General features: G+C 54.7%; 15 protein-coding genes. 6 read left to right on the top strand and 9 right to left on the bottom strand.

All coding sequences use genetic code 11. The features are described 5' to 3' along the window. Positions 1–12 precede the first annotated feature (12 nt). Complete coding sequence (gene cobD, locus RKA07_RS01645; RefSeq protein ID WP_310965377.1) at positions 13–1,092, bottom strand: threonine-phosphate decarboxylase CobD; 1,080 nt, start codon at positions 1,090–1,092, stop codon at positions 13–15. Then, entirely contained in the window at positions 1,032–1,982 is a 951-nt protein-coding gene (gene cbiB, locus RKA07_RS01650; protein ID WP_310965378.1) for an adenosylcobinamide-phosphate synthase CbiB, read from the bottom strand. The genes cobD and cbiB overlap by 61 nt, the downstream gene beginning before the upstream one ends. Before the next feature lie 155 nt (positions 1,983–2,137). On the opposite strand from cbiB, the gene cobT reads away from it, so the two are divergent. Beyond that, positions 2,138–3,208: a nicotinate-nucleotide--dimethylbenzimidazole phosphoribosyltransferase gene (gene cobT, locus RKA07_RS01655; protein WP_200370578.1), complete on the top strand. Its 1,071-nt coding sequence runs from the start codon at positions 2,138–2,140 to the stop codon at positions 3,206–3,208. A 14-nt stretch (positions 3,209–3,222) separates the two neighbouring features. Next, a complete protein-coding gene (locus tag RKA07_RS01660) occupies positions 3,223–3,846 on the top strand; it encodes a histidine phosphatase family protein (protein ID WP_200201436.1) in 624 nt (207 codons plus the stop codon). Here RKA07_RS01660 and cobU read toward each other — a convergent pair. Further along, positions 3,827–4,342, bottom strand: coding sequence for a bifunctional adenosylcobinamide kinase/adenosylcobinamide-phosphate guanylyltransferase (gene cobU, locus RKA07_RS01665; RefSeq protein ID WP_310965379.1), 516 nt, complete (start codon positions 4,340–4,342; stop codon positions 3,827–3,829). The two genes, RKA07_RS01660 and cobU, sit on opposite strands and share 20 nt — an antisense overlap. A gap of 111 nt (positions 4,343–4,453) precedes the next feature. Continuing rightward, positions 4,454–5,572, bottom strand: a complete 1,119-nt coding sequence (locus RKA07_RS01670; protein WP_200370585.1) for a porin — start codon at positions 5,570–5,572, stop codon at positions 4,454–4,456. 272 nt (positions 5,573–5,844) lie between these two features. Here RKA07_RS01670 and RKA07_RS01675 point away from each other — a divergent pair, with 272 nt between their 5' ends. Together RKA07_RS01675 and RKA07_RS01680 are read left to right on the top strand one after the other, a co-directional pair. After that, positions 5,845–7,731, top strand: coding sequence for a putative nucleotidyltransferase substrate binding domain-containing protein (locus RKA07_RS01675; protein ID WP_200370586.1), 1,887 nt, complete (start codon positions 5,845–5,847; stop codon positions 7,729–7,731). Then, a complete protein-coding gene (locus tag RKA07_RS01680) occupies positions 7,724–8,452 on the top strand; it encodes a 3'-5' exonuclease (protein ID WP_200201440.1) in 729 nt (242 codons plus the stop codon). The genes RKA07_RS01675 and RKA07_RS01680 overlap by 8 nt, the downstream gene beginning before the upstream one ends. Positions 8,453–8,477: 25 nt before the next feature. On the opposite strand, the gene msrB is transcribed toward RKA07_RS01680, so the two are convergent. Continuing rightward, the gene (gene msrB / locus RKA07_RS01685) at positions 8,478–9,650 is read right to left on the bottom strand and encodes a peptide-methionine (R)-S-oxide reductase MsrB (RefSeq protein WP_200370590.1); all 1,173 of its coding nucleotides are present in this window, start codon (positions 9,648–9,650) and stop codon (positions 8,478–8,480) included. Positions 9,651–9,943: 293 nt separating this feature from the next. Between msrB and RKA07_RS01690 the strand changes: the two genes are divergently transcribed. Then, positions 9,944–10,522: a hypothetical protein gene (locus RKA07_RS01690; protein ID WP_310965380.1), complete on the top strand. Its 579-nt coding sequence runs from the start codon at positions 9,944–9,946 to the stop codon at positions 10,520–10,522. Between the two features lie 66 nt (positions 10,523–10,588). Here RKA07_RS01690 and RKA07_RS01695 read toward each other — a convergent pair whose 3' ends face one another. The 3 genes from RKA07_RS01695 to RKA07_RS01705 all read right to left on the bottom strand — a co-directional run bounded on the left by RKA07_RS01695 (position 10,589) and on the right by RKA07_RS01705 (position 14,698). Beyond that, positions 10,589–11,986: a sodium-dependent transporter gene (locus RKA07_RS01695; protein WP_310965381.1), complete on the bottom strand. Its 1,398-nt coding sequence runs from the start codon at positions 11,984–11,986 to the stop codon at positions 10,589–10,591. Between the two features lie 122 nt (positions 11,987–12,108). After that, entirely contained in the window at positions 12,109–13,683 is a 1,575-nt protein-coding gene (locus RKA07_RS01700) for a methyl-accepting chemotaxis protein (RefSeq protein WP_200370596.1), read from the bottom strand. Positions 13,684–13,825: 142 nt separating this feature from the next. Further along, positions 13,826–14,698, bottom strand: a complete 873-nt coding sequence (locus RKA07_RS01705) for a carboxylate/amino acid/amine transporter (protein WP_310965382.1) — start codon at positions 14,696–14,698, stop codon at positions 13,826–13,828. Positions 14,699–14,870: 172 nt separating this feature from the next. Between RKA07_RS01705 and RKA07_RS01710 the strand changes: the two genes are divergently transcribed. Further along, positions 14,871–16,274, top strand: a complete 1,404-nt coding sequence (locus tag RKA07_RS01710) for an MATE family efflux transporter (protein WP_310965383.1) — start codon at positions 14,871–14,873, stop codon at positions 16,272–16,274. Here RKA07_RS01710 and RKA07_RS01715 read toward each other — a convergent pair. Next, positions 16,263–17,270: a GGDEF domain-containing protein gene (locus tag RKA07_RS01715; protein WP_200370602.1), complete on the bottom strand. Its 1,008-nt coding sequence runs from the start codon at positions 17,268–17,270 to the stop codon at positions 16,263–16,265. The two genes, RKA07_RS01710 and RKA07_RS01715, sit on opposite strands and share 12 nt — an antisense overlap. Between the last annotated feature and the right edge of the window lie 43 nt (positions 17,271–17,313).

Consider the following 17,313-nt stretch of genomic DNA (forward strand, 5'->3'; position numbering starts at 1 on the left):
TCTGGTCAATGACTAATCGCAAGGCTTGCCCGCTAACGCGACTTCCAGCTTCTGCCACTGGCTCTCACCTCCTGGCAGCCCAAACCTCAACATTCCCGGTTGTTCAAAGACCCTGACCAACACCGCCCAGGTGGCCAACTGATCCGCCAGCGGCTGAGGCCTGTCGAGACGCACGGTCTGAAATAGCGTGCCACTACCAACCAGCGTTAGCCCTGCTGTCTGCAACATTGCACGCAACCTGGAAGCGCTGAACTGCAGGTTCATCCGGGATTGCTGCTGCCACGCCCCATCTTCTAGCGCCCTGCGCATTACGAAACGACCAGGCCCACTAAGGGACCAGGGCCCGAGCATTAATTTCAACGACTCGGCAACAACTGAGTCTGAAAGCACCGCCCCCGCTCGCACGCCAGCCAACCCGAAAAACTTCCCCAGAGAACGCAGAATAACCAAACCCGGCAAACCGGCACGGGGCGCCAAACTGAATGCCGGCGTAGCATCCATAAACGCTTCATCAACAACCAACCAGCCACCGCGCTTCTGCAACCGCCGATGCCAGCGCAAGAGAGTAGAGGGCGGGACGATTGCTCCAGTAGGATTATTAGGATTGATCCACACCAGCACATCCAGCCGGTCCAGCCACCGGTCATCACAGCCTGTCGCCCCACCGCCTGTTTGCTCAGGCCCTATCGGAACAATTGCATGGCCCGCCTGCCGCCAGTTGTGGCCATGCTCACGATAGCCCGGCACGGGTATACCCACACGGCAGGGTTTGCGTAATTTCGGCAGCGCCATAATCGCCGCCTGGCTACCCGGCACAGGCACACAGGCCGCTTCCGCGGGCGTTCCTGACCACTTGCGAATAACTTCTTCAAGCCCATCATCGGCTTCGGGCAGCCTTTGCCAAAGCTCTGCCGGTATCTCAGGCACTGGCCAGCCATTGGGGTTAATGCCGGTAGACAGATCAAGCCATTCCGACCGAGGGATTCCCCAGCGTTCTGCCGCTTGGTTCAAGCGCCCTCCATGTTCCAGCATCATGATGAATGCAACGCCAAAAATATAAACACTGTGGTCACCAGAACCGCCACAAGCCATAGCCAGACACCGCGCCGCACCAATGCGATCGCAGCGTCCACACTGGCGGAGCTCGCATCATGAGCACCACCCAGCACCGGGCGCTGCTTGACGCCGGAAGGATAGGGTGAGGGCCCACCAAGCCGAACATTCAGTGCGCCGGCACCCGCCGCCATCACAGGGCCGGCATTGGGGCTATCCCATTGTGGCGCCTGATTTCTCCAGCACCACCAGGCCAGTTTGCGATGGCCCAGCAGCATGTAGGTAAGCGCTGTCAGGCGGGCCGGCACCCAGCCCATAAGGTCATCCAGCCGGGCTGCCACTCGGCCAAAATACAGAAACCGTGGGTTGCGATAGCCCCACATGGCATCCAGGGTATTCACCATTCGGTGCAGCACCACACCCGGAATGCCTGCAACCAGGAACCAGAACAAACTGGCAAACACCGCATCGGCCCCATTCTCCAACATGGACTCAGTTGCCGCTGCAGCCACACCTTTTTCGTCCAGCGCACTCGCCTTACGGCTGACAATACGACTGACTTGCTCACGAGCTGTCTCAAGATCGCCGGCCTGCAATGGCTCTGCCACTGCTTTGCCATGCTCAGCCAATCCGCGAAGAGACATGGCGAGCCAAAGGACAATCGATTGAATCAACACCAACGGCCAGCCATCAAGAGTGGCAGACGTCCAGATCGCCAGGCCCAAAAACGGCGCTGTGAGCAAAAACACGGAAAACAGACCAGCCAACAGACTTAGCCGGGAATTATTCGGTGTGGTGTTAAATTGCTTTTCAGCTGCATTTACCAATTGCCCGAACCCGACCACAGGGTGAAAGCGGCGGGGCTCACCGAACAGACAATCAAGGGCGAGAGCAAGCACAAGAACAATCAAAGGAGCGAATAGCAACACTGGTGATCCCGAGCCGGTCAGTCGATGAAAGCGTCAAGCCTACCTCATTACAGCCAGTCGGAGTATGATCCCGCTCCATACTCTATTGAACCCAAGCCCTGATCACCGCAATAGCTCCTGGCATTGCGATCTATTGATGTCTGAAGGTATGTGAAATGTCGTTTCCCAGCAGTTGGACTACCCCTCCCCAGCAACCCGATGCACTGTTATTTGAACGAGCCGCACAACGCCAAAGCGTTCTGACCAAGCCGGCCGGCTCGCTGGGCCGGCTTGAAAACGTGGCGGTTCAGCTAGCCGGGCTGCAGGGCACTGTTACGCCAGCAGTTGATCGTGTTCAGATCAGCGTTTTTGTGGGTGATCACGGTATTTGTGAGGAAGGCGTTTCAGCCTATCCCCAGGCGGTTACGGCTCAAATGATTGCCAACTTCGCCAATGGCGGCGCGGCCATAAGCGTGCTGGCCAAATCCCTTGGGGCGGAACTGGAAGTTGTTAACCTGGGAACGGTTGCGGATGTTCCACCCAACTTACCCGGTGTTATCGATGCTCACATCGCACCCTGCACCCGTAATTTTTCAGAAGCCGATGCCATGACGACGGAGCAGCTATGCGCCGCGCTGAGCCACGGCGATGCCGCAGCCCAGCGTGCTGCAGACAAGGGCAGCCAGTTATTCATTGGCGGCGAAATGGGTATAGGCAACACCACTTCCGCCACGGCTCTGGCCAGCTCACTCATGAGCAAAAATCCCATGAAACTGACCGGGCCCGGTACGGGTCTGGATGTGGCGGGCGTGCGCCACAAAGCGGAAGTCATCATTCTGGCCATTCAGCGCCACGATAACGACGACGATGGCGAGGATGCCATTGCCGTGCTCAAGGCCTTTGGCGGCTTTGAAATTGCCGCTCTGGCTGGCGCTTTTGCTGGCTGCGCAGCACGATCCATTCCGGTGCTGGTCGACGGCTATATTGCTTCTGTTGCAGCTTTGCTTGCGGTAAGCCAGCAACCAGACATACGCCCATGGCTACTGTTTGCACACCGCTCTGCTGAGCCGGGCCACGAAGCCATTCTTGAGGCACTGGATGCCGAACCCCTGCTGGATCTTGGCATGCGTCTTGGTGAGGGCAGCGGCGCAGCTGTAGCGATTCCGCTACTGAGAATGGCCTGTGAGCTACACAACAAAATGGCCAGCTTTGAAGACGCTGGCGTTAGCAATAGAGACCAGGAATAAAGAGGATTGGCATCATGGCTGATAGCACATCCATGTTTGACCTTATTCGCCACGGCGAGCCGGAAGGCGGCCCCATGTATCGCGGCAGCAAAGACGACCCGCTAAGCGAGATGGGGTGGCAGCAGATGCGAAGCGCGGTTACTGAAAGCGACCGCTGGGATGCCATAGTTACGTCGCCCATGCTGCGTTGCGTACACTTCGCTCAGGAGTTGGCGGATACCCGCGGGATTCCCCTGCACAAGGACGAGCGCTTGCGGGAGATCAACTTCGGGGAATGGGAAGGGCGCACGGCCGATGAGGTAATGGCCAACGATGGCGAGAGGCTAAGCCAGTTCTGGGCGAATCCGGTTGCCCACACGCCTCCCGGTGGTGAAACAGCCAAGGACTTCAATCGCCGCGTTACTGAAAGCTGGCACCATTGGCGGGAAGAACTTGCGGGCCAAAAGGTCCTGATCGTTTGCCATGGTGGCGTGATACGAATGGTTGTTGCAGATGTAATGAACATCCCTCTGGAGCATTCGTTCTCCAGCGTGGCCACGCCCTATGCCTGCCGCAGCAGAATACAGGTAGACACCTCGGCCCACGGGCTTTTCCAAAGCCTTGTAGCCCACGGATCATTCAAGGCTTCAACACCATAGGCAGCCCGGCGACACTCATCACCACTTTGTCGCTCACCGCGGCCAACGCCTGATTCAGCCAACCCAGCTCATCCGCAAAGCGCCGGGTGAGCGGGTCCATTCCGATCGTACCCAAGCCTACCTCATTGCTGACTATCACAAGCTCGCCAGGATAAAGGCTTACCTGATCTAAAAATGCTTCCCGTTCCCGGGCAAAGATTGCTTCCCCTGCGTGCAACAGGTTGCTCACCCACAAGCTCATGCAATCAATCAGTATGCACGGCGCATGCGTGGTCTTCGCCTGGCGGACAAGCACCTGGGCCAGGGCCAGCGGCTCTTCCTCAAGCCCCCAACCATCCGGGCGCTGCTGTTGATGGCGCTGAATGCGCGTGCGCATCTCGTCGTCTCCGGCGGTTGCGGTTGCCAGGTACACCACTGAATTGTTTGTGCCCGAAGCCAACCGCTCCGCAAGCGCAGTTTTACCGGAACGGATACCGCCAAGAACCAAAGTGTGCATGCAATTCTGCCTCCGGGAATCAGGAGTGCATGCTAACTGGCCAACCGACCGAAAAGCAAAAAGCCCCGCGAACGGGGCAAGGGTTGGAGAGAACTTATTTCCAAAGGCAGATTAGAACTTCACGCGGGCACCGGTCATAGCAATATTGATGTCATCGTAGCTGCGCTCTTTTGCACTCAACTGATAGTTATTGAACGAAGCGTACACATCCAGCCATTTCGCTGGCGCATAGACATAACTGATGCCGTAGGCTTTAACTTCGCTATCGGTTACAGGAGCTGGCGTATACTCAGTGCGGTCTTCACCGATCGCATGGTGAATCGCTACCGAGTGGTTGCCGGTTTTGTAGCCGGTTTTCACCATATAGAAGTCCGAGGAGGTTCGTGTTTTATCCTCCTGCATGGAATAGACGCCACCAAGGTTGAAGCCACTGGTGTGCAGCCAGGAAGCGGACCCACCATAGGTTTCCAGTTTATCGACTGCACCGCCAACGTCCTTGCGGGAATAGCCAACACCCGCAACCAGCTTGCCCGCCAATGGCAAGGTCAGGGTAGCTGCCAGCTCGGTTACATCATCACTGCCGGTGCCGCCACTTTTTTGCTTGTAACCCTGGCTCACTGAAACAGTTACAGGGCCAATACGGGGGCTGTCATAACGCACGCGGTCGTAGCGTGCTTCAAAATCCTGGTTGTTCAGAGCCTGAAGCAGTTTTACGTCGTTACCAGAGCCATCTTTTGCCACAAACGGCAGCGAACCACCTACCAGCCCAAGGTTAGAGAATGCCGCCACCTTGGTACCAGAGAGATCAATTTCGGTGTTGCCATCAGCAGCACCAGAGCCCTGCCCAATAGAAACCTGGCCAAAGCCACCCGCAACAAACAGGTTAAGGTGGCGCTCTTCCAGCTCACCGCCTATCGAGCGGTTGTCCGGCGTGACTTTACTTGAATCGTTGTGCTCATACTCAAACTCCAGATGGGTGCCAACTCGCACACCAAGATCATCCAGCTCTTTGCTGATTTTCGCGCCGAAACGGCTGGAGGCGTATTTGTTGTCCACAATGTAGGTTTCAGAACCGTTGCCAGTGTCGCCATACATCACCGCCATGTTCACCCAGCCGTAGGTATCAATATCGAGATCGGGCACTTCTACGGTTTTTGCGGAAGCCGAGGCGGCGGCCATACCGCCACTGATCAAAGCGATAGCCAGATAAAGTTTGCGCTGCTGCTTCATTTAAATCTCCTGCATTTCAGTTGCTTGGAATTACACGCTTCATAACCGGTAGTAGGCTAACCATAGTCAGGCCAAGCAAATGCAGATTGATCCTTATCAAGTTGATGCGACTTAATGATGCCGGCTAGGGACAAACACCTAGCAAAATCTCCATGTCCGCTGCGAAGTTGGATAACGCTGATATGGCCTTTCGGCCCAAGCTCCACCGCGGCAGCCGGCGGCTTCTGCTATAGTTTTGCCCAAACGTTATCAAATTCCATCCGGGAGACAGCATGCAGGCTGAACTGATCGACATCCGTAACCACCTCATCCAGCATGCGCCATTTGATGAAATGCCTGAGGAACTGGTTAACGAGCTTACTGCCAACATTGAGATCAGTTATGTGCGGGCGGGAACCCAGATAACGGAAACCGGGCAAACCAGCACCCGTATGTATTATGTGCGCAGCGGCGCAGTGGAAATCTTCCGCCGCTCGGGCGAGCTCTATAACCGCATAGGTGAGGGCGAAATTTTTGGCCAGTTTGGTTTGTTGATGCGTGGCCAGGTGAGATTTCCTGCCCGGGCACTGGAAGATAGCCTGCTCTATCGCGTTCCTGCCGAAACGTTTCACCACTTGTTTGAAAACGACGAAAACTTTGCAGACTTTGTGGAGATTGAAGACCGCAGCCGTTTGCGCTCGGCCGTGTCCCGCCGGGAAAAGTCCAACGCTCTGATGACCTCCCGCGTTAACCGGCTTATTTCCAGGGAAACCGTCTCTGCACCCACCACTGTGCGGCTCCAGGAAGCTGCGCGAATCATGACCGATCAGGGCGTGTCGGCTCTGTTGCTGATGGACGAAGAGTGCGGTGCCACCTGCGACAGTGAGCGTCTGGTGGGCATTATCACCGACCGGGATCTGCGCACCCGGGCGGTCACTGAAGCACTTCCTTCCGAAACACCGGTCAGCGACATCATGACCACTGGCCTGATAACCATTCGGGCCAGCAGCTATGTGTTTGAAGCCATGCTCACCATGCTGCATAACAATGTGCACCATCTGCCAGTCATAGACGGAGATGAAGTTCGGGGCGTGATCGCTCTTGCGGACATCGTGAGGTACGAAAGCCAAAGCAGCCTGTATCTGGTGAGCAATATTTTCCACCAGCAGGATGTGAAAGCCCTGAAAAAAATCAGCCGGGATGTACGCGACAGCTTTGTGCGCATGGTGAATGAAGATGCCAACTCCCACATGATTGGCAGTGCCATGGCAGGCATTGGTCGCAGCTTCACGCAACGACTGCTGGAACTGGGGGAAGAAAAACTTGGGCCGCCACCGGTTCCATACTGCTTCATGGCGCTGGGTTCCATGGCCCGGGACGAGCAACTGGTGGTGACAGACCAGGACAACGCCATGATCCTGGACAACAGTTTTGTGCCGGAAGAACACGACGAGTACTTTCTCGCACTGGCAAAATTTGTGTCCGATGGGCTGGCTGAGTGCGGCTACACCTACTGCACCGGCGACATAATGGCGACCAACCCGAAATGGCGCCAGCCATTAAGGGTGTGGCGCGACTACTTTACCGACTGGATAGAAAACCCCAAGGCGCAGGCCCTTCTGAACAGCAATATCTTTTTTGATCTGGATGGCATACACGGCCGCACAGAATATGCCGAAGAACTAAAAGCGCTGGTCGCGGAAAAGGCCAGCAAAAGCCAGCTATTCCTGACACTTATGGCGCGTAACGCTCTGAACCGAACGCCGCCACTTGGCTTTTTCCGCACCTTTGTACTTGAGGAAGACGGAAAGCATCAGAAAACCTTCAACCTTAAACGCCGGGGTACCGCACCGCTGTCTGACCTGATCCGTATTCACGCACTGGCTTCCGGTTCGCGGGCCCAGAACTCTTTCGAGAGACTGAAAAGCATCGGTAAAACCAAACTGATTATGGAAGACGATCTGAGCAACTTGCGGGATGCACTGGAGTTCATTTCTATTGTGCGTATTCGCCACCAGGCGCTGGCGCTTGAGGCAGGGGAAGAGCCAGACAACAACGTGCGGCCGGAAGACTTGTCGCCATTCGAACGCAGCCATCTCAAGGATGCGTTTCAGGTTGTGAGCAACGCCCAGAAGTTTCTGCGGTTCCGCTATAACTCGCAGGCCACCCGGCATGTCTGAAAACCAACCTGTGCCAGATGCCGTTAAATCCCTGCCATGGCCCGAGCAATACCGGGCTCTATCGGAAAGTGCCAAAGCGCCCGTGCTGAAGGCATTCTATGAAGCCGGCTGCGTTTCTGAGGACACGCCCATCTCCGAGGTTCCCATGGTAGCGCTGGACTTTGAGACAACAGGCCTGGATTCAGAAGCTCACTCAATCGTCAGTATCGGGCTGGTGCCATTTACACTGGATGCCATTCTGCTTAACCAGGCAAAACACTGGATTGTCCGCCCAAGACTGCCACTGCACCAGACATCAGTGACTTTCCATGGCATCACCCACGCTGATATCAGCGATGCGCCAGATCTGTCAGAAATACTTGAGGAGGTATTTGCCAGCCTGAACGGCCGTATTCCGGTCGTACACTTCAGGCATATCGAGCGGCCTTTCCTGAACGTGGCCTTACAGTACCGCCTTGATGAAGGAATTCGTTTTCCTCTTATCGACACAATGGCCATAGAGGCGCATCTGCACCCAGACCGACAACCTTCTTTCTTTAAACGTCTGGTGGGGGAAAAACCAACATCTATACGTCTTGGAGATAGCAGAAAGCGTTACGGGCTACCTCACTATGCCGCCCATAACGCTCTGGTGGATGCCATTGCCACTGCGGAATTGCTGCAAGCTCAGATACAACATCACTTCAGCCTGGAAACACCTATTGGCAATTTATGGCTGTAAACCGATCAAAGAGCTTTCGGTACTATTACTGCGCCTTCACTTCAGCAATCCAGTCGCCATAGCCTGCCGCGGCCATTTCCTCCAGCGGAATAAACTTCATCGCTGCTGAGTTCATGCAGTAGCGCAAGCCGGTAGGTGCAGGGCCATCATTGAACACATGCCCAAGATGCGAGTCGGCAAACCGGCTGCGAATCTCGGTACGTTTCATGAAGAACCCGTTGTCTTCCTTTTCCACAACCGCGTCCGAGCTCAGTGGGCGGGTAAAGCTCGGCCAACCGGTTCCGGACTTGTATTTGTCCCGGGAAGAAAACAACGGCTCACCTGAGACCACATCCACGTATATTCCGGGCTGCTTGTTATCCCAGTAGGGGTTGCTGAACGCACGCTCGGTACCGTCATTCTGGGTTATTTCATACTGCGTGCTGGTCAGCAATTGCTTCAGCGTTTCGGCATCCGGCTTCACAAAGGTCGCCGGATCAAAGCCTTTATTCTCACCCGAGCGACTCATTGCCTTGTCGTCCGGCTTGAACTGGCTGAAGTCCAGTTCATAGTCATCGCCATACACGCTCTCAATAAACTGATAACGGCCCGAGTTGTAGGTGTAGAACTTATAGCGCACAGGATTCGTTTTGTAATAATCCTGGTGGTACTTCTCAGCATCGTAAAACGTATCGAATGGCGTAATTTCAATGACCACCGGCTTTTCATAAATACCGGAGGCCTGCAGTGCCTTTTTAGCCGCTTCTGCCAGCTTCTTCTGTTGGGCATTATGGTAGAAAATCGCCGGGCGATACTGTTGCCCACGGTCCACAAACTGGCCGTTGGCATCTGTCGGGTCCATTATCCGCCAAAGGCCTTGCAGCAAACCTTCGTAGGTTATTTCATTCGGATCGTAGTAAACCTGCACCGCTTCTGTGTGCCCGGTGCTACCCGAGGCGACCTGTTGATAGGTCGGGTTAGGCTCAGTTCCACCTGCGTAGCCTGAGACAGCCTCTACTACGCCGGGGATCTTTTCATAACCCGCCTCAACGCACCAAAAACAGCCACCGGCAAAGGTAGCGACCTTCAAATCGGGGTTTGACGGCGCATATTCACTAGTCCTGGCTGTGTTTTCCTCAGCCGTGGCAGCGGCGGCATAGTAGATACCGGGTGCGGCTATAAACAGTGCAGTGACTATTGCGAGCATTTTGCGGCTCATAACAACTCTCCTGGGTTCACTATTGAGAGATACGTTGAAAAACGCTCACGAACTTATACGAACCTGTAGCGCTGTGGATTCTTTTGCGTGCTCCATTATGGAGCGACTCTTGCGCTAAAAGTTCACGGTTTTATTAAAACCACATCTGCCTCTGGCCTTAGCAACCCCCTTTACGCGAGGCCGTCGCCAAGATAAAAGCTATGGTCTAATCTGAAGCTCGAACTCAGGTTGTATATCCATCGAATAAGAAAGGTGGAATCATGCAATTTAACGTTATGAATAAGGAGCGTTCTATGTTCAGGGGTCACACCATCCGTCAGTGTATGCTGACACTGCTACTATCGATACTGGCATTCTCTGCACAGGCAGAGAAGCTGACTGACTCAACAATTCGTGCGTTTATTGCTTCCATGCAGGACGCTCAAATATTGGAGGATCAATATAAAGGCACTGAGGGCTGGCCAGACGCCGACGGCGAAGATATGGACTCAATGCCTGACCTGTCACGGCTTTTTTCTGAAGGCGTGAAAAAAATGAAAGGCGGCCCCGCCTATGACAAGTACGAAAGCCTGGTTAAAAAGCACGGCTTCAAAAACCTTCCATCCTGGGCATCTGTTGGTGACCGGGTTTTCGCAGCAATGATGGCGGTTGAAATGAAAAGTGCTGACGCCACCTCGGAAATGGCCGAAGTTATGGCAGAAATGGAAAGCGATCCGAACCTGTCACCTGAAATAAAAGCACAAATGCAGGCAATGATGGGTGCCGCCATTAACATGACAAAAACCGCAGACAATGTACCTGCTGCCGACATTGAAGCCATCAGGCCTCATCTGAAAGCATTGAAGGCCGTATTGAACGACGACGAAGACTGAGTCTTATCCACAAAAAAAAGCCCGGAAAGCACTACTGCCTTCCGGGCTTTTTTATTTCCGGGGCAATTACACCAGCAAGTTGTATGCAAACACGATCACAACCGCCACCGGCGTAACAAAACGCAAGAAGTTCAGCCACAGTGCAAAGGTACCGTCGCTCATTCCCAGATCTGCTTTCAGTGACTCTTTAGCTACAAACCAGCCTACAAAGATCGCCGTCAGCAAGCCCGACAGCGGCAACAGGATGTTGGCTGTAAAGAAGTCCAGCAGGTCAAAAATCGTTTTGCCTTCAAAACGCGCGAACATATCAAGGGGTGCAACATCGGCCCAGACGTTCAGCGACAACACGGAGGCAATACCCAGAAGCCAGCACAGCACGCCAACAAAAATGGCACTGCCCGAACGCTCCATATTGGTGTTCTCTTCTACCCATTCAACAACTGGCTCCAGCAGAGAAATTCCCGAGGTCCAGGCTGCAAACAGCAGCAACACGAAGAACAGGGTTCCGAACAGATCGCCCATGGGCATGCTGCCAAACGCCAGTGGCAAGGTCTGGAATATCAGGCCCGGGCCGGCACCGGCTTCAAGGCCATTGGCAAATACAATCGGGAAAATGGCCAGGCCGGCAAGCAGTGCCACGGCAGTATCCATCAGCCCGATGGTTACCGCGGTGCGCCCGACAGCCACATCGCGCCCGAGGTACGAGCCGTATGCCATCATGATGGCCATGCCCAGGCTGAGCGTGAAGAACGCATGGCCCAAAGCAATCAGCACACCGTTTACTGTCAGAGCTTTAAAGTCAGGGTTGAACAGGAAGCTGACGGCTTCACCGAAGTGCCCTGTGGTAGTCGCGTAGCCAACCGTTATCAGTAACAGTATGAACAGCGCCGGCATGAGTATGCTGACCGCCCTCTCCAGCCCGTTTTTAAGGCCTTGAGACACCACCAGGATAACCAGTGCCATAAACACCGTATGCCAGGCTAACAACTGCTTGGGGCTCGCCAGCAGATCACCGAAAAGCTTACCAATCGACTCTGCGTTGCCTCCGTTAAAATCACCCATTGCGGCATGGCCAATATAGGATGCGGCCCAACCACCAATAACAGAATAAAAGGACAAAATTACAAAGGCGGCGATCATGCCGATAACGGCTGAGATTCGCCACGCAGGTGAGCTCAGGTTGCGCTCGGCAACCAACCGCATACTGCCTATCGGGTTATGGCGGCCGCTGCGGCCTATGTAGATCTCAGCCATCATGATGGGCACGCCGATAATGGCGATGCACAACAGGTAAACAAGCACAAATGCACCGCCCCCGTTCTCACCTACGATGTAAGGAAACTTCCACACGTTTCCAAGACCAACCGCGGAACCGGTTGCGGCAAGAATAAAGGCAAAGCGAGAAGACCATAGGCCGCGGGATACGCCGGAATCGTTAGTTGAAGCCGGGTTAGACTGAGACATGTTTAGTTCCTGTGCTTTTGGCTGAGGACTCGGATTTGAAAAAATTGTGGGAATTTTGCCAGCAGTAGCCGTGGGATACCAGAGCCAGCAACAGATTGGCCCCGGATTCCCTGCAGGAACACCTAATCGCCTTTGTGGAGAAAACGCGAAACCAGATCTTTCAGCCCATGGGACATATTGCTCAGGCTATCACTGCTTTGTTTGGCGGAACTGGCCTCTTCTTCGCTGTGGTCTGCCAGCTCGGCAATGTTGATAATCTGACGATTAATTTCCTCAGACACCTGATTTTGCTCCTCAAACGCTGCCGACATGCTGATAAAACTGCCAGAAATGTTTCTTATGGATGTAACAATATCCCGCAGCGAGTTCTCAGCTTCGCTCACTTTTTCCAGGCCTTGGCCGGCAACCGCCTCACCATCCTGAGTAGCCTGGACTGCAGCGCCTACCTGCAAGCGAAAATCATCTATTACATCCTGAATGCGTACGGTGGACTCACGCGTGCGCCGGGCCAGCGACCTGACCTCATCCGCAACAACCGCAAAACCACGACCCTGCTCTCCGGCACGGGCTGCCTCAATGGCCGCATTCAGGGCCAACAGGTTAGTTTGATCCGCAATGTCTGAAATCAGGCTGGTGGCCTCACCTATGCTTTTGGTGGATTCCCCAAGCCTGCTGATGGCCTGACCAATCCCGTTTACACTGGTCACCAGCTGCTGAATGGCCACAAGTGCTTCCGAGCTGCGCTCACTGCCTATCACCGCTAGGCGATCTGCTTCTTCCGCCTCGTTGGCATTGCTCAACATGGAGCTTGTGACTTCCTGAATGGACGCCGTCATTTCTGTGATAGCAGAGGCTACCTGATCTGTTTCAGCACGCTGGCGCCCAATGGCCAGGGCCCCATCACTTATATACCCATGGGAGGCCCGGGCTTGCTCGAAAAGCAGCTCTGCCTGATCTTCAATTCTTGCAAGAGCAGTACGCACTCGGGCTTCTTCACTAATCAGCAACATGGCCAACTGGGAGAAAGTTCCAGCCTCACCGCTGTAGGTACGAGCGACGACAGGGTCATGGAATGCATCCGGGCGAAGCTCCAACAGCTTTCTAAGCCGGCCTGTAAGGCCTTTCTGGAACAGGAGTGCAGCCAAAAGATGGCCCGTTACAATCAGCCCAACTGCTAACCAGGTTTTCTCAAACCCGAGAGCAACAACGCTCAGTGCCAGCGATAAAATGAGTGGCCAGGCTGTTTTCAGTGTGGATTGGACTCGGCTCAACTTGTGCCGGATGGGCTTGCCGGCAACGATTCGTGGGTAGAGCTTCTCAGCCCTTGCTACGTCTTCACGAGCCGGCTCTACCCGCACCGACTCATAGCCCCTCACCTGGCCGTTCTCCCGGATTGGGGTCACATAGGCACTCACCCAATAGAAATCACCGTTCTTTGTACGGTTTTTAACCAGGCCCATCCAGGCCTTGCCCGCTTTGAGGTATCTCCACATGTCGCCAAATACGGCCTGCGGCATATCGGGGTGGCGAATAATGTTGTGAGCCTGGCCAATCAGCTCAGCCTCGGAAAAACCACTTATCTCCGCAAACTCTTCGTTGCAGTAGGTGATAACGCCTTTGAGATCAGTGGTGGTAATAAGCCGGGCGCCCTTGCGCATCTTTACTTCACGCTGGGTTACGGGGAGGTTCTTGCGCATGTTCTGGTCTGTTACTCATTGCGGGCGGGAATGGGAAGTGCCACACAATATAGATCTGCTCAACTTATTGATATTCATCAAACGTAAAGCTGAGTAACAGGATTTATCAGTCCGCCCCATTTCTGAGGCGGCATCTAACTGGTTATGCGGCCCCGGCCAGGCGCGCACGGGGGTGCAATCGAGCGTTCACCCAGAGTGAAAATGCGATAATGGCGCCGCCCAAAGCGAGTTTTGTCAGATCGGCATCACGGTTCCAGATCACAAGGTTTACCACCAACCCGGCAGGCACCAGCACGTTATTCATGATGGCCAGTGTGCCTGCATCCACTTTGCAGGCGCCACGGTTCCACAGGAACAGGCCGGCCCCGGAAGCCGCCAGGCCCAACCACGTTAAAACGCCCCATTGCAGGGCCGTTGAAGGCAAACGCTCGGCGTTGCCAAATATCATGAACGACGGCAGGGCAATAATCAGCGCACCTATGAAGAAGTAGCCGAAAGTGCGATAAGCCGGAATATCCAGTGGATAGCGCTGCATCACGTGCTTGTAGCCCACCTGACCCGCCGCAAATGTGAAGTTGGCAACCTGCAGCAGCAGAAAGCCCGTAATGAAGTCTTCACTCAACCCGTCATAACGAATAATGCCCGCACCAAATGTGGCTATGGCTGCAGCAACCAACGCCACGGGAGAAAATCGCCGGAATAGTGCATCGTCAATCAGGGTGACATAGAGCGGCGTAAATATGGTGAACAGAAGAACTTCCGGCACGGTCAGGTAACTGAATGAGCGGTAAAGGCACAGGTAGGTGATACCAAACTGCAACATGCCTGTAACCAGAACACCTAGCCGGAGCCCCCCGGGAACACCACGCCAGCGGGTAAAGGGCAAAAAGATGAGCGTGGCCAGCAATACGCGACTGAGCACAGCAAAATCGCTGTCGACCTGACCGGCCAGAAACTCACCAATCAAGCTGAAGGAAAAAGCCCAGAGAACCGTTACGAAAACCAGGAGCCCCATATTGACTGACACTCGAATGAAATGGACGTGTACTTTAACGGGTTTTAAAGTGAGTTTCAGTGCCTTTGCGCGACAATTCCCTATAACCCGTACCCTCGCGATCCGGTAGGATATTTGGCCCGCAATTCAGCCGCTAACGCCTAACTACAAAAGCCCTTCGGATCAGCACACTATGGATGAAGCCGACCAGCCACTACCGGAAATTCGCAAATCGCTTGTCTCGCGAACACTGACCGAATGGAAAACCCTAGCTATGCTCGGCGGACCTATTCTGATTGCCCAGTTAGCCCAGATGGCCAACGGCGTTATCGACACGGTGATGGCGGGCCATGCCAGCGCAGAAGACCTGGCGGGCGTAGGAATAGGAAGCAGCCTCTGGGCACCGTTATTCCTGTTCTTCATGGGGATGCTCGGGGCACTGCAACCCATCATTTCGGGTTACAACGGAGCACGTACTCCGGAAAAAATAATGCCGGCCACATGGCAAGGCCTCTATATTGCGGGGGTAGGGGCTATCATTATGATCCTGCTGCTCACCAATGTTCACCCGGTCCTGCAAGGGCTGAACCTGGAAGCCAATACTGCGCGCATTACCCAGGGCTACCTGGATGCGTTTGTATGGGGAATTCCAGCACTCCTGTTGATGGCCGCGCTTCGGGGCCTGACAGATGGCCTTGGCCACACTCGCGTAATCATGGCGTTTTCGCTGCTGAGCACACTGATCAACCTGCCCCTGAATTATATTTTTATCTACGGAAAACTCGGGCTACCCGCCATGGGCGGCATTGGCTGCGGCTGGGCGACCTCGATTTCCAATGGCGTTGCTGCGATTGCACTGTTGGTGTACCTGAGCCGCAGCAAGATTTTCAAAAAGTTTCATCTGATTGCAGACTGGGCCAAGCCAAACGCCGCCCTGATTCGCTATGTTTTGAGTATTGGCATACCCATCGGATTCACCATTTTTGTAGAAGTCAGCATGTTTTCGGTAATCGCGCTGTTTCTTGCGCCGTTGGGGCCTGTAGTCGTAGCGGGCCACCAGGTTGCTCTAAACGTTGTCTCCTTGTTGTTCATGCTGCCACTGAGCATTGGCATGGCCCTGACACTGCGGGTCAGTTTTCTGATCGGCGCTGGCGCACCGGATACAGCCCGGCTGATTTCCCGCAGCTCTCTGATTCTGGCCGCCACAACGGCTCTGGTGTTTGCCACTCTGTTATTTACATTTTCACAGGGCGTTTCAGCGCTCTACACCAGTGATGCAGAGGTTCAGGCGGTGACGGTAAGGCTGTTAATGTTCGCGGCTATTTTTCAGGTGGCAGACGTGATTCAGGTTACCTGCATCAGCGCTCTGAGGGGGTATAAGGATACGGGCATTCCCATGGTGATCATGCTGTTCTCATTCTGGGGGGTGGGCTTGCCGGTAGGTTATATTCTCACTTTCACGGACCTGCTAGTGCCGGCCATGGGTGCTGCTGGTTTCTGGGTAGGGCTGACGGGGGGTCTGGCGTGCGCCAGCCTGCTGCTGGGCTGGCGGCTGTTCCGCTATCGCCCCGCAACCAGTTTGCCGCTAGGTGGCTAGTTCCGGCGTAGTCCCGGGCATGGTATCGGAAAACACTACCCGATCCCGTCCTGCCTGTTTCGCCTCGTAGAGGGCCCCATCGGCCCGCTCCAGCCAACTGCCCACACTCTCGCCGTGCTTGAGCAGTGCAACTCCAACCGACACGGTGATTGGGCCGCCCGGGTGCGTCATCTTTTTCCGCAAGATGTGCTGGACGTTATTCATGACTGCAACCAGCCCTGCACCATCAACGCCCGGCAGCAACAACACGAACTCTTCGCCGCCATAGCGGAAAAGCTCATCTGACTTGCGTGTGCTGTGTCGTATCAGCGTCACCAGATCAATGAGAACCTCATCGCCCACTCCGTGGCCGTACTCATCGTTTACCTTCTTGAAATGGTCTATGTCCAGCATAACCAGTGCATAGGGAATGCCGGTGCGCTCTGCATGGGCCGCTGCCAGATTAAGCTCCTCATCCATGGAACGTCGGTTTTTAACACCGGTCAGGGGGTCAATAGTCGCTAATTGTTCCAGGCGCTCACGCTGGCTGTTCGTGCGCAATGCAAAGGCATAAGCGGTCGCGCTAACCACCATGGCCGTTGCCGTGAAGGTCCACTTCTGAATATCGTCCTGGAACACATCACCCTGAAGCACCAAGGCACCGATTGATGTGAGATTGAGAAGTGTTGCAACCCGCGGGTTCACCAGGAAAAAGGTTGTGACAAGGCAAGGATAAAGCCAAAACAGCCCCACCTCGCCAACCACCACAGCTACAACGACGGCTCCCGAGCAGGCAATAATGGCAAGAACCATCCCGGAGCGCCGCGTATCGCCGGTGATCCACGCATAGGCCATACCTCCGAAGATGGTCAGCACAAGAGTGGTATCTATAGCTCCGGCAACAAGATCTCCCTGCAAAAAACGCATGATCGCGAATGGGGTAATGCCCAGGAGAGAGGTAGCTCCCAGAATAGTAATAATCGACAGACGAAAATCGGCTCTTAAGCGCTTCAACATGCTTGGTATATTCCGGTCAGGCAGAGCTTGCTCCCCAAGCATA

Source organism: Marinobacter xiaoshiensis (assembly GCF_031631795.1).
Classification (GTDB): Bacteria; Pseudomonadota; Gammaproteobacteria; order Pseudomonadales; family Oleiphilaceae; genus Marinobacter; species Marinobacter xiaoshiensis.